The 18949-nt window shown below is 72.3% G+C and carries 14 protein-coding genes; 8 read left to right on the forward strand and 6 right to left on the reverse strand.

Going from position 1 to position 18949, the window contains the following annotated elements; translation table 11 throughout:
• Positions 1-503 precede the first annotated feature (503 nt).
• Positions 504-1187, reverse strand: a complete 684-nt coding sequence (locus ACBR40_RS10360; RefSeq protein WP_371248505.1) for a F0F1 ATP synthase subunit A — start codon at positions 1185-1187, stop codon at positions 504-506.
• A gap of 521 nt (positions 1188-1708) precedes the next feature.
• On the opposite strand from ACBR40_RS10360, the gene ACBR40_RS10365 reads away from it, so the two are divergent.
• Together ACBR40_RS10365 and ACBR40_RS10370 are read left to right on the forward strand one after the other, a co-directional pair.
• The gene (locus tag ACBR40_RS10365; protein WP_371248506.1) at positions 1709-2653 is read left to right on the forward strand and encodes an acyltransferase domain-containing protein; all 945 of its coding nucleotides are present in this window, start codon (positions 1709-1711) and stop codon (positions 2651-2653) included.
• A 218-nt stretch (positions 2654-2871) separates the two neighbouring features.
• A complete protein-coding gene (locus ACBR40_RS10370; RefSeq protein ID WP_371248507.1) occupies positions 2872-5268 on the forward strand; it encodes a hypothetical protein in 2397 nt (798 codons plus the stop codon).
• A gap of 343 nt (positions 5269-5611) precedes the next feature.
• Here the strand turns inward: ACBR40_RS10370 and ACBR40_RS10375 are convergent, their stop codons facing one another.
• The 5 genes from ACBR40_RS10375 to ACBR40_RS10395 all read right to left on the reverse strand — a co-directional run bounded on the left by ACBR40_RS10375 (position 5612) and on the right by ACBR40_RS10395 (position 13162).
• On the reverse strand, positions 5612-6085 hold the full coding sequence (locus tag ACBR40_RS10375) for a DUF4189 domain-containing protein (protein WP_371248508.1): 474 nt from the start codon (positions 6083-6085) through the stop codon (positions 5612-5614).
• A 148-nt stretch (positions 6086-6233) separates the two neighbouring features.
• The gene (locus tag ACBR40_RS10380) at positions 6234-8345 is read right to left on the reverse strand and encodes an FtsX-like permease family protein (protein ID WP_371248509.1); all 2112 of its coding nucleotides are present in this window, start codon (positions 8343-8345) and stop codon (positions 6234-6236) included.
• Positions 8342-11512, reverse strand: a complete 3171-nt coding sequence (locus ACBR40_RS10385) for an FtsX-like permease family protein (protein ID WP_371248510.1) — start codon at positions 11510-11512, stop codon at positions 8342-8344. Before ACBR40_RS10385 ends, ACBR40_RS10380 begins: the two co-directional genes overlap by 4 nt.
• A gap of 16 nt (positions 11513-11528) precedes the next feature.
• A complete protein-coding gene (locus ACBR40_RS10390) occupies positions 11529-12233 on the reverse strand; it encodes an ABC transporter ATP-binding protein (RefSeq protein WP_371248511.1) in 705 nt (234 codons plus the stop codon).
• Positions 12230-13162, reverse strand: coding sequence for an ABC transporter ATP-binding protein (locus ACBR40_RS10395; protein WP_344206816.1), 933 nt, complete (start codon positions 13160-13162; stop codon positions 12230-12232). Before ACBR40_RS10395 ends, ACBR40_RS10390 begins: the two co-directional genes overlap by 4 nt.
• 452 nt (positions 13163-13614) lie before the next feature.
• Here ACBR40_RS10395 and ACBR40_RS10400 point away from each other — a divergent pair, with 452 nt between their 5' ends.
• From ACBR40_RS10400 to ACBR40_RS10425, 6 genes are read left to right on the forward strand one after another with little or no spacing between them, the layout of a single operon-like run.
• Positions 13615-15099, forward strand: a complete 1485-nt coding sequence (locus tag ACBR40_RS10400) for an ATP-binding protein (protein WP_371248512.1) — start codon at positions 13615-13617, stop codon at positions 15097-15099.
• 7 nt (positions 15100-15106) lie between these two features.
• A complete protein-coding gene (locus tag ACBR40_RS10405; RefSeq protein WP_329591430.1) occupies positions 15107-15559 on the forward strand; it encodes a roadblock/LC7 domain-containing protein in 453 nt (150 codons plus the stop codon).
• Positions 15556-15906 carry a DUF742 domain-containing protein gene (locus ACBR40_RS10410; RefSeq protein WP_344206814.1) on the forward strand — a complete coding sequence of 117 codons (351 nt, stop codon included), beginning with the start codon at positions 15556-15558 and terminating at the stop codon, positions 15904-15906. Before ACBR40_RS10405 ends, ACBR40_RS10410 begins: the two co-directional genes overlap by 4 nt.
• Positions 15887-16465: an ATP/GTP-binding protein gene (locus ACBR40_RS10415; protein ID WP_344206813.1), complete on the forward strand. Its 579-nt coding sequence runs from the start codon at positions 15887-15889 to the stop codon at positions 16463-16465. Before ACBR40_RS10410 ends, ACBR40_RS10415 begins: the two co-directional genes overlap by 20 nt.
• Positions 16462-17787 carry a cytochrome P450 gene (locus ACBR40_RS10420; protein WP_344206812.1) on the forward strand — a complete coding sequence of 442 codons (1326 nt, stop codon included), beginning with the start codon at positions 16462-16464 and terminating at the stop codon, positions 17785-17787. Before ACBR40_RS10415 ends, ACBR40_RS10420 begins: the two co-directional genes overlap by 4 nt.
• Positions 17691-18923 (forward strand): cytochrome P450, encoded by a 1233-nt coding sequence (locus ACBR40_RS10425; protein WP_371248513.1) that lies wholly within the window; start codon positions 17691-17693, stop codon positions 18921-18923. Before ACBR40_RS10420 ends, ACBR40_RS10425 begins: the two co-directional genes overlap by 97 nt.
• Positions 18924-18949: the final 26 nt, after the last annotated feature.

Consider the following 18949-nt stretch of genomic DNA (forward strand, 5'->3'; position numbering starts at 1 on the left):
CCCGCCCTTGCGGCGGCTCAAGCACTGCCGCCATGAGCTTCGTCTCGGCTACGAGGCATGCCGCCGACGCCACGGTCCTGTCGTCGGCGCGCCCGTCTCTCTCCCGCACGTGCGTGCCCCCGCAATCCTCTTCTTCCACCACATGCTGGAAGAAGGGCATAGAACGCGATATTTGCCGGAGCATCCGGTTCACCGGCAATTGGCGATGTCACTATACGTAGTCACGAGTCCCCCGTCACCCCCGAGGATCGTCCTCCCCTTCCGACGCCACCCTGACAGGCTGCACATTGTTGCTGACATGATTCCTAACAGACTGGCTGAAGAGGGGATCTGTCGGACAACATGACGGCAGTATATGTGGGTAGATCACGCCACGACCCCTAACGCCCCCCCTATCTCCCCCCTCTTGTGATGTGTCAGATGGGACAAGCGGTCGTTTTGGTATACGTTACGTGAATCATGCTCGCGTTCAGCGGCCTGCACGCAGCGTTCACGAATGCCCGTCAGTGCTCTCCGCGCAGCCCGCTGGCGATGAACATCCCGGCCAGCATGGCGAACAGGAACGCCTGCAGGAACTGGATGAACATCTCGAAAGCCGTCATCACGATCGTCATCAGCACGCCGAGGACGCCGAGGCCCGCGCCCAGCGGGGTCAGCCGCTCGAACAGGAACCAGAAGCCCACCGAGCTGAAGAAGGCCACGAGGACGTGCCCGGCGAACATGTTGGCGAACAGCCGCATGAAGTGGGTGAACAGCGACGTGACGAACACTTCGGCCAGGATCAGGGGGGCGTAGAGCACGTACGCCCAGCCGGGCAGCCCGGGCAGGTGCACGATCCCCCTGAGGTAGCCACGCACGCCGTGGTGGCGGACGCCGAGGTAGACCTTGATTCCGTACACGGTGAGCGCCAGCACGAGAGGGAAGGCGATGTGCGCGGCGAGGGGGAACTGGATGAACGGGATGATGCCCATCAGGTTCCAGACGAGCACCGTCAGGAAGACCGTGAAGAGGAAGCCCATCCAGCGGTCGGCGTCCTTGCCGAGGTTGGGCTTGGCGATCTGTTCGCGTACGAACACGTACGCGTACTCGCCGAGGCTCTGCCGGCCGCCCGGGACGATCTTCGGGTTGGCGAACGCGGCCCAGCACAGGGCGATGGCGACGGCCGAGCTCAGCAGGGCGATGAGCACAGGTTTGGTGAACCATTCCGGGCCGCCGGGAAGGATCGGCGGAAACTCGAAGAGTTCCAGTCCGGGAGCAGTCCATTGCCCAGAGGGGTCTTTCAGAGCATGGGAGGTGATCAGGATCGTCGTCCGCACGGCGGTCCTTTCTGGTCCGAGCCAAATAAGAAACTCAGCACCTCTTCCCGGAGTCGCTGGAATCCACTGTCGGACTATCAGGTCAGGCGACATTCGAAGGCACTGAGCTGCGCCTTCGTCCAGCTGGGACTACGGCGCCGCGGGCGCCAGGAGCGGCCGACAATCGACCGCTGTGCGTTTTTCCCGGTATCCGCCCATAGTGTGGATTCTAAAGTACTATGACATCCTTTCGCCAGCCCTTGTCCTGCCGTCGCCCCTGCGGCAATCACCAGCCGCCCAATGGAGCTCGCAAAACCTTTTTCTATTGAGGAACAGGTGGGGCGCAATCGGCCGGCGAGGCGCATCCCACGCAACCTGGAAGGGCGACCCCATCGGCCCGTAGGATCAGCCGCGTGGATCTTGACGAAACCGCCGCCCGGCTCGGGGTGCCCGTCGAGGACGTCGAGCGTGTGCACCGGCTCGCCGGCGACCGGCCATCGGCTCCGTTACCCGCCAAGGCCGACGCGCCCGCGCTCCTGAACCGGCTCGCGGTCCCCCCGGACGACGCCGCCGAGATCATGGAGGGCTGGCCCGACCCCGGCTCCCCTCTGTGGACACCGGAGCTGCGCTGGCTGCTCGACCGCTCGATCGCCCTGGTCAGCGCCGATCTCAGCGGCCACGGCTGGCTGCCGCCCGGCCCGGCGCTGCCGCGCGAACGGGGCCCCGCCTGGCGGCACCTCTACGTGTACGCGTACCTGGCCCTGGTCGACGTCGTCATGAAGTACCACCGCGACCACGGCATCGACGAGTCCGTGTCGTGGGCGACGCTCGCGGACCTGGGCCGCAACCTCGCGGTGGACCGGCGCATGGGCGGCGAGGGCTGGCCGGTCATGCAGAGCTGGCTGACCCTGCACGCGCGCGGCGCCATCTACGAGCTGGGCCGGCTGCAGCACCATCGCGGCGGCGCCACCATCGACCTGCACATCCCCGAGACGGGGCCGCTGACCCCGGAGGCGGTCGAGGCGTCGCTCGACGAGGCCCGCGCCTTCTTCCCGCGCCACTTCCCCGACGAGCGCTACACGGAGTTCGCCTGCGGCTCGTGGCTGCTCGACCCGCAACTGCTGGAGTACCTGCCTGAAGACTCCAACATCGTCCGGTTCCAGCGGCGGTTCGAGCTGGAGCCCTACCAGGAGCCGGAAGGGCAGGACGCCGACGTCGAGGTGCTGCGGTTCGTCTTCCGCACCCTGACGACGCCGCTCGACCAGCTGCCGCGCCGCACCGCGCTCCAGCGCGCGATCATCGACCACCTGAAGGCCGGCCGCAGTTGGCGCATCCGCCGCGGCCGCTTCCCGATGTAGCCACGAGTGCCCCGGCAGGGCGCGCGCGGCGAGGCGATGCCGGAGGCATGATGAAGGTGCAAGACCGCACTCAGTCCGTCAGGCGCCGCCCACCGATCCGGGGCCCGACGTAGGCACGAGCCCAGGCGACCGCCGGGTCATCGGCTTGCTCAACAGCGACACCTGCTGCCTCCTTCCTTCCGGCCTGATGCTCCGTGAGAGAGAGCGAGGTCCGTACGTTGGGCGCGAAAGCCCGCCGCTGGGCCAAGATCTTCGTGTTCGCGACCGCGGCCGTCGCCATAGCCGTCGCGGTGGCCCTGGACAAGATCGACATGGCGAACGGCCTGGCCGGCATCGCCAGCTTGTTCCTCACCCTGCTGGGCCTTGTCGTCAACCCGCAGCAGAAAGCCGTGACCCCGGCCGACCTGCGCGAACGTCTTCGTACCGAGATGAAGAGCGTGCTGCACCGCGACGCCCAGCTACGGGGCCTCCTGCGTCCCGAGCTCCTGCCCGTGCGCCTGCTCGACCGCAGCGGCAGGGACGCCCGGCGCGACTCCGGTGGCCCCGTGTGGGCGGCGGGCGAGTTCCAGAGACATGCCGCCGGTCTCGTCACCGGCGCCACCCCGGGCCGGATGATCATCTACGGTCCCCCGTCCAGCGGCAAGTCGACATTGGCGCTGATGATGGCTCTGGGCCTGCTGTCCGAGGGTTACGTGCCGCTGCTGTTGGACGGCTCCTCGTGGGACCCGGTACGCGACTCGTTCGCCGACTGGTTCGACAAGGAGGTCTCCTCCGTGCTCGGCCCGGGGTACGAGCACAAGGGCAACCTCTACGACGTGCTCGGCCATGAAGCGACCACTGTGGTCATCATCGACGACTTCGACGCCCTGGCCGCGCACGCGAAGGAGGCGGTGGGACAACTGGAGCGGAGTGCCCTGCACACCCGCCCCCTCATCCTGTTCGCCAGGAGCGGCACGATCGATCCGTCCATCCTGCCGGCGGGGTACACCGTCCGTACGCTCGCGCCTCCGAGGCCGGGCCTGCTGCACAAGCACCTGCGACAGCTGGTGGGCAAACCCGCCGCCGATGGCAGGTGGCGTCCGGTGCTGGACCGGATCAACCGGCGACAGGACGACGACCTGACCGCGCTGCTGTCCACGCCGCTGTTCCTGGGCCTGGCACGGCAGGTGTGCGACGACCCCGGGTCCGGGCGCGATCCGGGGCGGCTTGTCACCCTCGTGGACGAGCATGGACGCACCTCCGCCGAGGAATTCCTGCTGAACGAGCAGGTCGCCATGGCCACCAGTACGGCACTCAACCCCGGCCTCCGGTTACGGCTGGACACGCCCGGAGCCCGCCGTTGGCTGCGCAATCTGGCCGCCGTGCTGCGCGGGCGCAAGGACCGGCGCATGGCGTGGTGGGAGGTGCACACCGCGATCCCGCCCGCCGTGCCGATGTTCGCCACCGCGCTGGTGCTGTTGCCCGCCTATCAGCTCGCGCTCGTCATGCCGCTCGGGCTGACCCGCGGGCTGGCCATCGGGCTGGCGGCCGGAGTGGTCATGGGGCTGCTCAGAGGCGTCACACCGGACGCGCGCTCGGTCGTGATCGCCGGGCTCACGGCCACGGCGGGAGTCTGGGGAATCGGTCTGTTCCACCTGTCCCCGGCGCAGGCGGCGGGGGACGCGGTCGAGCTCGGCACGGCCTTCACGCTGGCGCTCGCCTGCCGTCCCCTGCTGATCCGCCGGCATCCCCTGCGCCTTCCCCTCCCACGGGGCCGTGGCCTGGGCGTCCCCGGGCGGGTCGTCGGGACGGCTGCTGTGGCGCTGGTGGCCTGCGGGTCGGCGCTGGCTTGTGAGGTGGCCGGCCGGCTCGGCGCCGAGTTCAAGTACGGCGGCGGCTTCCCGCCCATCTTCGTCTCGATGGCCACGGGCGTCGGCATCGCCACGATGGCCGGGCGGATGATGGCCGTGGACCTGTCCGCGCCGCCCGTCCCGTGCAGGCTCGCCCCGCGGATCCGGGGGATTCTCAGGTCGCCGCTGCCATACCTGCTGAAGGCCATCCCACCCGTGGTGCTGATCGGCGTCATGGCGGGGCTGACCGGCATCTGGCGCGGCGCGGCGTACGGGACGCAAATAGTGATCGTCTTCGGCCTCGTGCTCGGCGTGCCGATCGCGCTGGTCGTCGGCACCATCAACTGGCTCGCCCAGTCGCTGCCCAGCGAGCCTGCCGCCTCGGCCAGGACGATCCGGCGCGGCGACCGGTGGGCGGCGCTGGGCTGCGTGGCCGCGGTCGCCCTGGTGGCCACGGCCGGGATCATGGTGCTGCGCGGCCCCGGCGACAGCCTGATCAAGGTCGTCGAGGGGCAGAGCGGAGGCTTCAGCGTGCAACCCTGGCAGGGCATCCTGTTCGGCCTCACCCTGGGCGTGGTGCTGGCGTCCCTGCACACGGTGTGGCCTGCCGTCGTGGTCGGGCAGCTCTGGCTGGCAGGGAGCAGGAAGCTCCCGTGGCGGACGGTGCTGTTCCTGGAGGAGCTGCACACGCGGCGGCTGCTTCGCCGGACGGGCCCGTACTACCAGTTCACCCATGACCGCCTGGCCGACGTGCTCGACACCGGAAAACGCGCGAGCAGCGAGTAGCGCGCGTCAGGCGTCGGCCGAGCCCGATCAGGCCCGGCCCGAGCCACCACCCCGACATCGCACGCGTGACACCGCAGCACCCGAGTGCCGTCTTCGGGCCGGGACGAAGCCCCGCGAGATCCACACCTCACGGCACCCTTCCCCCGGCCCGATGGTGGCGTGACGCAGACCGCGCCAGTGCCGCCGAGGCCGGTGACCTCGGCCATGCCTTATGGCGGCAGATGTACGAGCGAGCCGACCCTGACCTACTGCGTGAACGCGTCCTGCTCGCCGGCTGTGCCCAGCCCTTCACACGGGATTCGCGCCAGACCCCGTTTTCCGGAAGATGTCTGCCGTGCCGGCGTCATCGGTCGGTGCACTGATAAACGACCCAGCGGCCGCCGCCCGCATTGGCCACGGCGTTCCTCTTCGCCTTGGCAGGCGTGCTCCCCCTGCCGCCCCAATAGACGTTTCGCCTGGCGTTGTAGGCGACAGCGCCACACCCGTTGACGAAGGTGACAAGGACTTTGCAGCTGGAGCGGCCGCACTCTTTCAGCGCCCGCCGTTTGGCGGCAGCCGCACTCGCATAGTTCCAGGACCTGCCGTTACGGCCGCTCGGGGCCACGGCGATGGCACCGTAATAGTAACGTGCGTGACTTGCGCCCGCAGTAGCCGATGTAGCGGCACTGGCGGCTCCGGGAAACGCCGTAGCCAGCACCCCGCTCGCCATAAAGACGCAAGCGGCCATCGCAGTGAGCTTCTTGCCTAGCAGCATGGATGTCTTTCCCTTCGTACCGTCCGAGCGGACGGCAGCGTGCTTGATGAGAAGAGTCTGCATTGTGCCACTTGCAAACCACTTGAACCGATAGATGCCTAAAGGAACGGAAGCCTCGGCCTCCCCGTCCGCAGCTCCTGGACCACGGCGCGCTGCGGGCCAGGGGGCAGGAGTCCGATCCTGTCGCGGGAAACCCGCCCTCCCGGCCGGCTCAGCTGTCGCCCGCGCGGAGCACCTCGCTCAGCCGTCGCCGCCGGCGCAGCGCCGATTCGACGGGCACCACGACGGCGACCGCCGCCAGGAACACGACCGCCACCAGGCCGAGCGCCCACCACGGCACCGCCGGGGCCGGATCGTCGCCGGTGAGCAGGCGCAGGGCGAGCGAGCCGAACGTCAGGCGGGCGAGCAGCACCCCGAGCAGCGGACCGCCCACGGCGGCGACCAGCACCGGCGGCAGCAGTTCTCCCGCGGCGACCCAGCGGGCCTCCCGGGGCCGCAGCCCGAGGGTGCGCAGCCGGGTGAGGGTCTGCCATCGCTCCGGCGCGCCGGCCGCCGTGCCGAGAGCGAGTCCCAGCAGGCCCAGGACCGGCAGGGTCACGGCCGAGACCCACGCCAAGCGCAGCAGTCCCGAGGCCAGCGGCCCCTCCGCGATCCCACGGCCGACGGTGGCGGCGAAGACGAGCGCGTACGACGCCAAGGCCACGGAGGTCACGAGCACCAGCAGCGGCAGCACCCGGGCCGAGGCCACCGCCGCCCGCGCGGCCCCGAACACCGCCAGCGGCCGGCTCGACCGCAGCAGCCGCCTGAGCACGAGGCGCATCGCGAGGGGCAGCGCCCGCACCGGCACGAGCGCGCCCGTGAGCGCGCAGAGGGCGGGCGCGCTCGCGGGCAGCACCCCGCCGCCGATCCCACGCTGGTACAGCGCGACGAGGGCGCCGGCCGCGACCGCCAGCACCCCCAGCTCAAGAGCGGCCCGCCGCAGTCGTACGGTGTCACGCACCCACCGCCGCGCACTCCGGTTGGCAGGGACGCGGCGATCCCGGGTGGCGCGGGCGGCGGCGAGCGTGCCGAACGCCGGCCCGGCGGCGACGGCGGTGACGACCACGGGGAGCGTCCACTCCCAGGAGACCCCCGGCGCGACGGCCCGGGCCAGACCGAGCCCGGCCGCGGCGGCCAGCAGCGCCAGCGCGGCGGATTCGAGCAGCAGCTCGCCGCCGATCACCGGGAGCGACATCCCCCTCTGCCGGGCGGCCGTCAGGGCGGAGGCGCGGCGGCGTACCAGCAGGTCGGCGGCGAGCAGCAGGACCAGGACCGCGACGGCGAGCAGGGTGACGAGCAGGACGGACGCCTGCGCGAACGCGGCCTCGACCTGGGCGCTCACCTTCCGCAACACCCCGTCGAGCCGGGTCTCCCACTTCAGTGAGCCGTCCCGGGCGCCGGAGGAGCCGGAGGACGCCTTGAGCGCGACCACCTTCGCGGCGACCGACGGGACCAGGTCCCAGGTGAGCCGGGCCGGGTCGGGCGTGAACGAGACGGTACGCCGCAACTCGTCCGGCCCGAAGGCGAGCCGCGCGTCGGGCAGCGACTCGCGGGACAGCAGCCCGGCCAGCCGGATGGATCCGGTGCCGTCCGCGCCGGCGACGGGACGGAGCAGCGGGGGGAGGAGCCGCCAGGCGGGATCGGCGCTGTCCCGAGGCCGGAAGACGCCGCTGACCTGGACCTTCTTGACGTTCCCCTGGTCGTCGGTCAGCGGGATGTGGGCGCCCGGACGGAGCTGGAGAGCGGCGGCGTCCGCCTCCGACAGGCCCACCTGCACCGGCCACGGCGGCGCGCCGTAGGGAACCGCCGCCGTCTCGGAGGCGGTGGGCCGGGGTGGGCCGCCCGCGATCCAGGTCACGTCGGGCCCGCCGTCGCGGGCCACGTAGGCGAGCTGGAACGTCCGCAGCACGCTGCCATCGGTGATCTTGAGGGTGGGGCTGGTGACGGTGGCGACCGGTGGGCGCAGGACGGCGCGCAGGCCGGGGCCGAGCTCGTCCGTCGCCCTGGTACGGAAGTCGTCGACGTCCTCGGCGAGGCGGGGGTGCCGGACCCGGCTGCCGTCCGGCCCGTCGTCGCCTTCCATGCGGGAGTGGACCTGGAGGTCGCCGCCGTCCCTGCGTACCGCGTCGCGTACGGCCGCGTCGGCGGTCGCCGACAACAGCGGCGGTACGGCGCCGGCCAGCAACGTGACGACCGCCACCACGACCGCGGCCAGGAGCAACGGCCCGGCGTCGGCGCGGGCGCGGCCGGCGACGCTGGGCCAGTGCGGTCCCGGGACCCTCACGACGCCACCCGCAGATGCGCGGCGTCGGCGAGCCGGGCCTGGACGACGACCACCGCGCTCACCGCCAGCGCGCACCCGGCCAGCAGCCCGGTGAGCAGGACGGCCTCGGCGGCCCACGGCCAGACGGGCAGGACCTCGGGAACGGGCGCGGCGCCGGTGTCGGAGCGGACGAGCAGCGGCGCGACGACGCGGGTGGCCACCGCGCCGACGACGGCCCCCACCGCGAGCAGCGGCACCAGGATGCCGACGTGCTGGCCGAGCAGCACGGCACGGATCTCGCGCCGGGTCATCCCGAGCCCCCGCAGCCGCGCGATCTCGACCGCGCGGGCCCGCAGGTCGAACGTCACGTGCAGGACGATCCCGGCGATCATCAGCAGCACCGCGGCCGGGACGAGCAGCCGGAGCACGGCCGGCAGCCCGGCCCGCAGCGGGCCGCCGGTGAGCCGGGCGGTCTCGGACGCGCGCGTGGTGACGTCGCCGAGGCGGAGACCGGCCGCGTCACCACTGACGGGACGGCCGACCCACCACGCGTCCACGGGCACGTCGAAGTCGCCGCTGACGGCGAGGGCACGGGACAGGGCGTCGAAGTCGGCCAGGATGGCCGCCGCGCCCGGAGCGGACGGCACGGCCGGCAGCACCTCGGCCACGTCGACCTGTACGGGGGTGAGGCCGACGGTGAGGTCGAGCCGGGAGCCGCGCCGGGCGCCCACCTCGTCGGCGAAGCGGGCGGAGACGGCCACGGGCACCGGTCCCGGGGCCGGGAAGGCGGTGGCGATGAGGTTCCTGGCGGCCTCCGGCGGGCCCTTCAGCGCGACGGTCGTGGTCATCCTCAGCTCGGTGCCCGCGGAGGTGCTGGTCAGGGCGACGGCCGGACTGCCGAGCTGCCCGGGGGCCGGCCCGGCTGAGGTCGCGGTCCAGGGCGACGCCCCGGAGCCTGTCCCCGCGACGGTGAGCGTGACGGCGACGCGGCTGTCCCCCTCGGGGGCTTCCGCCAGGGCGTCGGAGTAGCCGGTGCCCACGTTCCCCGTCGCGATCGCGAACGGAAGGGACACCGCGACCAACTGGAGCCCTTCGGCCGTCGCGCAGTCCGGCAGCGGATGCGCCGCGCCGTCGAGCGGGACGGGCGCGCCCGTGCACGGGGTACGCAGCCCGGTCGCGTCCTGCAGCAGCAGCCGGGGCGTCACGGTGAGCGGCGTCGGACCGGTCGCCTTCCCGGTCAGGGAGAGCGCTGCCCCGGCCGGGACGGGAACACCGGCGGCCCGCGCCTGCGGCGCGAGCAGGGCGCCCACGTCGCTCCAGGTGCGGCCGTCGTCCAGCCGCCCGCGCAGCAGCGCCTCGGCACGCGTGGTGTCCACGGCGATCAGCCGGGGCGGGTCACCGGCGCCGCCGAGCCACTGCCCGACCGCGATGCCGCGATCGGTGGCCGGGCTCACCTCTCCCCCACTGGCCGCGCCGACCAGGCTGCCCTGCCCGGCGGCGGGCGGGGCGGTGAGGGTGAGCGCGAGATCGGTGCCGACGGACAGATCGGCCTGGTCCTGCTGGGAGCGCTGCCACGTGGCGTCGAACCCGACCCCGTACGTGGCCGCCGCGCACCCCAGCCCGATCAGCAGCCCCGCCGCGACCGCCTGTGGCCTGCGGGCGGCCTCGAACGCGGCCAGCGCGACCATCAGCCCGCGAGCCCGTCCGGCCAGCCTTTCCACCAGACGCAACGCGGGCCACACCAGGCGCAACGCCAGCGCGGATCCGGCGATGAGCAGCAGCGCGGGAGCGAGCACCCGTACGGCGTCGACGGCAGAGCCCGAACCGGCCGGCTGATCGCGCAACTGCCACCAGCCGACGGCGGCGAACGCCACGAGCAGCAGGTCCGCGCCGGAGCGGGCGAGCAGCTCCCGCCGCCCGCGCACACCTCCCGAGGGGGTCCGCAGCGCGGGCACGACGAGCACCGCCGCCAGCGCCAGCGCGCCGCCGGCGACGGACAGCACCTGTACGGCGTTCACGGAGAAAGGCGTGGCGAGCCCGGCCCCGGCCATGGGCGGCAGCCGGGTCAGCCCGGCGTGCAGGGCGGACGAGGCCGGGATCGCGACCGCGGCGGCGAGCACGGCGAGCGCGCCGGCCTCGACGAGCGCGGCGCCGGCGAGCTGGCCACGGCCGAAGCCCAGCGCGGACAGCAGGGCGGTCTCGTCGCCGCGCACACCGGCGCTGAGCCGGCCGGCGAGGGCGAGGGCGGTCGCGGTCAGGACGAGTCCGATGGCGGCGACGGCGAGCACGGCGGCCGTGGTGACCCGCTGCTGCTCGTGGGCGGACAGCAGGGTCGCGGGCAGCCGGGAGGCGACGCGCTGGATGCGTACCCGGTCGCCGAGCGTCCGCCCCAGGCGGCGGTCGGCGCCGAGCACGGCCTGGGTGACGGCGTCGAGGTCGCGGACGGCCGGCGCGGACAGGTCGGGGCGGGCGGCGATCTCCAGCCGGTCGAGGGTGGAGCCGCCGCCGAGCAGGTCGGCGAGGTCGACGAGGAACGGCCCGTACGCGTGGACCGGATGGGCGGAGCGGCCGTCGCGGTAGGCCGGGTCGTAGCCGGCGGCGGCGAGGGGGTCACGCTCCCAGCCGGCGCCCGGCAGCGGGCGTACGATCCCGACCACGCGCACCTCGGCCTCCTGGTCGGGATCGTCGGCCAGCTCTCTGCCGAGGCGGACCCGGCTGCCGGCGGTCAGGCCGAGCTGCCGCGCGGTGCTCTCCAGGACGACCGCCTCCGCCGGCGCGGCGCCCGCCCGCGGCAGGCGTCCGGCGGCCAGCTGGGTGCGGGCCGGCAGGTCCTCCACCCCCGACAGGTACGCCACAGCCGGGACACCGGAGCCGGGCAGCGACCGCATCGCGGACGACGCACGCGCGGCCGTCGTCGTCGCGAACGGGGCGAGGGCCGAGGTCAGCACGGCGCGGGTGTCGTCGGCGACGGATCTCGCGTGCTCCCCGCGGATGGTGACGGCGTAGGCGGTGACGTCGATCTGTTCGGGGGTGGCGCGCGAGGCGGCGGTCTCCAGCGCCCGCTCGGCGGTACGGGTGAGCAGGAGGGCGCAGGTGCCCAGCAGCGTGGGGCCGACCACGGCGACGGCCAGGAGCGCCGCCAGCAACGGCCATTGGGCACGGGCCCGCCGGGCGACCAGCCTCAGCACGGACGACCCTCACCGATCACGAATCGCCCCGGCTCGCGGAGTGCTCGGCGAGATGCCCGTCATTGATGCGGATCACCCGATCCGCCAGCGCGAGCATCGTCGGATCATGCGTGGAGACCAACGCCGTCACCCCCTCGGACTCCACCACCCCGCGCAGCAGCGCCATCACCGACAGCCCGGTCTCGGCGTCCAGCTGCCCGGTCGGCTCGTCCGCGATCAGCAGCCGGGGCGAGGCGGCCAGCGCCCGGGCGATCGCCACCCGCTGCTGCTGCCCGCCGGACAGCTCGGCGGGCAGCTGCTCGGCGTGGGCGGCCAGCCCGACCAGTTCCAGCAGCAGCGCGACCCGCCGCTCACGCTCCACCGGGGGTACGCGGGCCAGCCGCAGCGGGGCGCCCACGTTCTCCGCGGCCGACAGCACGGGGATCAGGCCGAAGGTCTGGAAGACGTACGAGACCTTCTCCCGCCGCAGCAGGGACAGGCCGTCCTCGTCGAGGGCGGTGACGTCCGTCCCGTCGACGAGGACCGTGCCGGAGTCCGGGCGGTCCAGACCGCCGATGATGTTGAGCAGCGTGGTCTTGCCGGAGCCGGACCGCCCGACGAGGGCGGTCATGGTGCCGGCCGCGAGCTCGAACGTCACTTCCCGCAACGCGTGCACGGCGGTCGCCCCGCTGCCGTACCGGCGATGGACGCCGCGCACGCTCACCAGGGGGCCGTCGTTCACGCGGGCCCGCCGCCGTCGGGACGGATCGCGACGTGATCGGCCTCCAGCACCAGCCGGACCCGTCGCGTCAGCGCCAGCGCCTCCCGGTAGTCGCGCGGCACCTGAACCCGCCCGGCCCTGTCCATCACCGCGTACTCCTCGGCGATCACCTGCTGGGCGCCGTCGTCCCCGGTGGCGGTACGCCGCAGCACCTCGCTGCTCGTACGCCCGTCGCGGATTGCCACCGTCCGCTCCACCTGCCCGCTGACCGAGGGATCGTGGGTCACGACGACGACGGTGACGCCCAGCCGCTGGTTGACGTCCCGCAGCAGCCCGAACACCGCGGCCGACGTGGCGCTGTCCAGCTCCCCGGTCGGCTCGTCGGCCAGCAGCACCCTGGGCTCGTTGGCGAGGGCCACCGCGATGGCCACCCGCATCTGCTGCCCGCCGGACAGCTGCGCAGGCCGCCGCTCGGCGCACTCGGCGACGCCGAGCAGGTCCAGCAGCTCGGCGGCGCGCTTGCGGCGTACCCGGCCGGGAGCGCGGGCCGCGGTCATCGGCAGGTCGACCATCTGCCGCGCGGTCAGGTACGGGATGAGGTTGGCGGCGGTCTGCTGGCGTACGAGTCCGACGGTGTGCCGCCGGTACCGGACCCGATCGGCCCGCGACATGTCCAGCAGGTTCCACCGATCGACCCGCACCCGCCCGGCGGTGGGGGCGTCGACCCCGGCCAGGATGGACAGCAGCGTCGACTTTCCCGACCCGGACGCTCCGACGACGGCCACCATCTCCCCGCCGTCCACGACCAGGTCAAGCCCTTGCAGCGCCTGCACCTCGACCGACCCGGACTGGTAGATCCGCACCAGGCTCTCGCACACGATCAGCGCGTCCCGCCCGAACTCCGGCGCCTTCGCGGGAGGCTGCGGCAGGGGTAAGGGCGTGATGGACATCCCCCTCCTCGACCCCGGCACGGCTGCGCTCCGGGGCCGACTCTATCGCCCGCGCAAATCGAGCCCAAGACTCTTTCCTGAACGTAGGCGAACACATCATGACAACTACTTTGCGTGACCGGCGGATGACGATCGAGCATGAGGGTGATCAAGAAGGAGCCAGGAAGACCCAGATTCGGCCCGCACGATCCCCTGTGCGCGGTCAGACGTTTCCGCAGTTCAGAGCCACAATCAGCCCCTCTCGTCGCGGGTTGATCACTGGGTGTGATTGAATCGCGAGGAATATGACCGATTAATGCCCTTTACTCATGCTTTAGGCTGCTTTTCGGGGCTTTCCTGATGGTTTGACTATCTAGACGTCCTCGGAATACTGGGTGATCGAACGGCGCCGATTCGCTCTTTCCCCCTAGCTCAGGACTGTCATGCCGCCAGATTTTGCCAGCGTCGCGATAGTGGCAGGCGTCGTCGCCGTCGCCCTCGCAAGCGTGCTGATCTACCGCCACCGCGTACGCCGTGAGCTCGTCCGAACCCGTGCGCAGCTGACCGAGACCCGGGACGCGTACGAACACCTGTCCCGCGAGAACGCGCAGCGGGAACAGCGGATGCGGCAGGCCGAGCATCAGGCCAGAGAGGCCGCCGAGGAGGCCCGCGAGCTGCGCGCCCAGCAGGACCTGACGCGCGTCGAGACCGAGCACCTGCTGTCCACCCGCATCCCGGCACTGGTCTCCCACCTGCGCGCCTCGCACGTGACCGTCCCGGGGCTGCAGAATCCGGCGCTGGCCGGCACCGACGTCGACCGCCAGCACCACGCCCTGCTCGACGCGATCTCCAACGCCGTACGCGAGGAGGCGGTCCGCATCGACGAGGCGGCCCAGGCGGTCGTCCGGGGCGCGATGGCCCGCGTGCAGACCCAGGCGCTGCGCGCCCAGGACCTGCTGGCCGCCGTGCAGCGGCGCTACAGCGGCGACGAGCACACCCAGCTGCTGCGCGAGGTGCTGGGGCTCGACATGTTCAACGAGCTCATCGTGCGCCGCGCCCAGGCCACCGGCATCGCCTGCGGCGCCACGACGGGCCTGTCCCGCGATGACACCTACCTCGTGGACCTCGTGGTGGGAGCCATCGCGCGGGTCGAGAACTTCGATCAGCGCATCGAGGGGCCGGCCAACCACCTGCGCCGCCGCGTCGGCGTGGCCGCCAGGGCCGCGGAGCCGATCCTGTTCGTCACCTCTGAGCTGCTGGCCAACGCCGTCCATCACTCCCACGGCACGCTCAAGGTGACCATCGCCGTGCACGAGACCAACACGGGCGCGGCCATCGTCATCGACGACGCCGGGGTGGGGCTCAACGAGGAGCAGTACGCGCGGGCCAGCCGGCTGCTGAGCGGCCGGCACGCCGTGCGGCTGGTCGATCTGGGCAGCCCGCCCCACACCGGATGGGCGGCCATCGGGCGGCAGGTCGCCCAGTACGGCATGCAGGTGACGGTGAAGAAGAGCGCCTACGGCGGCGTCCAGGCCGTGGTGAGCGTACCCGCGGCCCTGCTGGTGGAGATGCCCGAGGGCACCCGCCCCTCCGTGCTCGCGCCCGAGCCGGTCAGGGCCGTCGTGGCGGCGGCGCCGCCGTACCAGCGCCGCGCGCCGGAGCCCGAGACGGCGCCGCAACCGGCGCACGCGTCGGTTGCGGCGATGTCCGCGCGCGCGACCGCACTGGCCGATGTCCCGGCCGGCCCGGCTGCCGGCCCTGCCGGGGCCGAAGGTCTTCCCGGGTTGCCGCAGCGCCGCCGTCAGTCGCCGCGGCGCGCTCCGTCCAGCGCCGCCGCCGGCCCGCTCACCACCCCGGAGGAGGCCCAGAAGCGGTGGGGTGACTTCCAGACGGGCGCCGAAGCGGGCCGCCGCGAAGCAATGCCGTCTCACCAGGACGACGCGACCGAAGGGAACTGACCGCTCCATGGACCACACCCCCGCCGCCACTCCCCGCCCGAGCCGCCGGCCGCTGACGCTCGACGTGTCCTGGGTTCTGTCGCCGCTCCTGGCGCTGCCCGGTGTCGCCAGCGGCGTGGTGCTGAGCCGCGACGGGCTCATCCTCGGCGGTTCCGCCGACGTGAGCGTCGAGGCGGGAGAGCGAACGGCCGCGATGACGAGCTCGGTGCTGGGAGCGGCCCGCGCCCTGTGCGAGGGGCTCAGCAACGGCGCCGACGGCGAGGTGGTGGACATCGTCATCTCCGCGGGCAACGGCTACTACTACATCGCCCCGGCAGGAGACCGCGCCGCCATCGTCGTGGCCGCCACCGGTGCCGTCAACGTCGGGTCTCTCGCCTACGAGGTGCAGCTCCAGGTGCAGAAGCTCATCAAGGCGCTCAACGACGCCAGCGCGGCCAGGACACCGGAAATCCCCGCATGACCTCCGGACGACAGCGCCGGCGTGTCGTCCCCGACTTCATGGCCGCCGCCAAGCTGGCCGTGCCCGAACAGATCAACGTCGAGCGGACGACACTCGTCCACGTCGCTCCCGAGGTGGCCGCCGACGCGCTGGACCCTCCGGGCGTCCACCTGGTGAACCTCCTGAGGGAGGGTCCGCTGTCCGTCTACGAGTGCGCGGCGCACCTGGACCTGCCGTACTGCGTGGTGCGGCTGCTGGTGGCGGGGCTGGCGGCCTCCGGCACGCTGCTCACCCGGGATCCGCCCCGCGCGGACGGTCCTGACCTAGAAATCTTGGAGTTGGTTCTGAGTGGCCTCCGCGCTCTCTGAAAGCCGGATCAGCGTCGACCACATCCCGGTCAAACTGATCATCGCCGGGCCGTTCGGCGTGGGCAAGACGACCATGGTCGGCGCCCTGTCGGAGATCAAGCCCCTCAACACCGAGGAGGTCCTGACCCAGGCGGGCACGCTGGTCGACGACCTCACCGGCGTCAACGAGAAGACCACGACCACGACCGCCATCGACTTCGGCCGGCTCACGCTGCCCGGCGTGGTGCTGTACCTGTTCGGGGCTCCTGGCCAGACGCGCTTCCAGGTCCTGTGGGAGGAGCTGGCGCGCGGCGCGCTGGGCGTGCTCGTGCTGGCCGACACGCGGCGCATCGACGACAGCTTCGCCGTGCTGGATCTGGTGGAGAACGCCGGCATCCGGTACGCAGTCGCGGTCAACCACTTCCCCGACTCGCCCGAATACCCGGCCGAGGCGTTGCGGCAGGCGCTGGACCTGGACCCGCGCACCCCGCTGCTGGTGTGCGACGCCCGCGACCCCGCCTCCGCCCGCGCCTCGCTGATCGCTCTGGTGGAGCACATCAAGGAACTGATGGTGTCATGACCCTGCGTTATCTGCCCGACGCGGGCAAGCTGTACGGCCCCGAGTGGACCCGGGACCCGCAGGCGGTCTACGCGAGACTGCGCGAGCGCCACGGCCCCGTCGCGCCCGTGGAGATCGCCCCCGGCGTCCAGGCCCACCTGGTGATCGGATACCAGGCCGCGGTGGACGTGCTCACCAACGCCGGCGGCGTCTGGAGCAAGGACTCGCGCCCGTGGCAGGTCAGGCTGCCGGACACGCCCGGGGCCGCGGCCGCGCTCGGCATGCTCGCCCACCGGACCAACGTCCTGTACTCGGACGGCGCCGATCACGCCCGCTACCGTAAGGTGATGACCGACTGCTACGGCATGATCCAGCCGCACAAGCTGCGCGACATGGTGATCGAGGTCTCCGACTCGCTCATCCGCCGCTTCGCCGCGACCGGGTCGGCCGACCTGGCCACCGAGTTCGCCAGGCCGATCCCGCTGCGGGTCTTCAACCTGCTCCTGGGGCGCCCGGACGCCGACAGCGCCGCCCTGATCTCGGCCCTGTACGACATGATGGAGGCCGACGGCGAGGCCGGGGCGCGCGGCACCGAAGCCTACTACCGCTACATCACCGAGCTCATCGAGGCCAAGTACGCCGACCGGGGCGACGACCTCACCTCGTGGTTCATCGACCATCCCGTCGGGCTGAGCCGGCAGGAGGTGCTGGAGGCGCTCGTGGTCACCCTGGCCGCCGGCTTCGACCCGATGGCCAGCCTCATCTCGAACACGATCTCGCGGATGGTCAGCGACGACCGCTACTACAACTCGCTGTCCAACGGCGCGCTGAGCACGTACGACGCGCTGCTGGAGGCGCTGCGCGCCGAGCCGCCGATGGCCAACTACGGCCCGTACTTCACGACGCGGGCGGTGGACTTCCACGGCACCTGGATCCAGCCCGCCGAGCTGGTCCTGGTCTCCTACGCGGCGGCCAACACCGAGCCCACGCACGTCCCGGACGAGCTGCGCTCCGACGGCGGCGCCTACCTGGGCTTCGGCGCGGGCGCGCACCGCTGCCCGGCGGCGGACCCGGCGACGCTCATCGCGATGACCGCCATCGAGCGGCTGACCTCCCACCTGAGCGACCTCGAACTGACCGTGCCGCGTGAGGAGCTGGAATGGCGGCCGGGGCCCTTCATCCGGTCGCTGGCCGGCCTGCCCGTCCGCTTCACCCCCATCCGTCCAGACCAGCCAGGAGAATCCCCTTGGTCAGCGCACCACCCGTCGTCCTCGACCCCTTCGGAGCAGACCTCCCAGGCGAGACCCGCCGACTACGCGACCTCGGCCCCCTGGTCCTCGTAGAGCTTCCCGGAGGCATCCCGGCCTGGGCGGTCAACGGGCACGAGCTGCTCAAGGAGCTCATACTCAACCCGCTGGTCAGCAAGGACAAGCGGCACTGGCGGCTGTGGGAGGAGGTCGGCTCCCGGCCCGAATGGATGTGGATCGCCACGTGGCTCGGCGTGCGGAACATGCTGAGCACGTACGGCGCGGACCACCGGCGGCTGCGCAAACTCATCGCGCCGAGCTTCACCGCGCGCCGCAGCAAGGCCCTGCAGCCGACCATCGAGCGCGTCATCGGCGAACTGCTCGACGACATGGCGGCGGCGCCGGCCGGGGAGCCGGTCGATCTGCGCGCGGCGTACGCGCATCCGCTGCCGATGCGGGTGATCTGCGAGCTGTTCGGCGTGCCCGACCACATGCGGGCCGAGATGGCGCAAATTATGGAAGCGGTCATGGACACCACGGCCACGCCGGAGGCGGCGGCGGCCAACTTCCAGCGGATCATGACCGTGCTGCCCGCGCTGGTCGCGTACAAGCGCGAACATCCCGGCGACGACCTGACCACGGAGCTCATCCAGGCCCGCGACCAGGGCGACCGGCTCACCGACGACGAGCTGCGTGACACGCTGCTGCTGCTCATCGCCGCCGGGCACGAGACCACGGTCAACCTGATCGGCAACGCGGTGCACGCCCTGCTCACCCATCCCGAGCAGCTCCGGCGGGTGCTGGCCGGAGAGATCTCGTGGGAGGCGGTGGTGGAGGAGACCCTGCGCTGGGCGCCCTCCATCGCGAACCTGCCCCTGCGCTTCGCCATCGAGGACATCGAGATCGGCGGCGCGCGGATCGCGGCGGGCGACGCCATCCTCACCACCTATCTGTCGGCGAACCACGACCCCGCTCAGCACGGCCAGGACGCCGGCAGCTTCGACGCCACGCGGCCCCAGGACGAGCACCTCGCCTTCGGCATCGGCGTGCACCGCTGCATCGGCGCCCCGCTGGCCAGGCAGGAGGCGCTCACCGCGCTGCCCGCCCTGTTCGACCGCTTCCCCGATCTGTCCCTGGCCGTGGGCGAGGGCGAGCTGAGGCATGTCCCGTCGTTCATCGCCCACGGGTGGAGCACGCTGCCGCTCCTGCTCCGGGACGGCCCGCGCGGCTGACACGGTCGTCCGGACCCTGGAGCCGC

Origin of the sequence: Nonomuraea sp. AD125B (assembly GCF_041402765.1) — a bacterium.
Taxonomy (GTDB): domain Bacteria; phylum Actinomycetota; class Actinomycetes; order Streptosporangiales; family Streptosporangiaceae; genus Nonomuraea; species Nonomuraea bangladeshensis.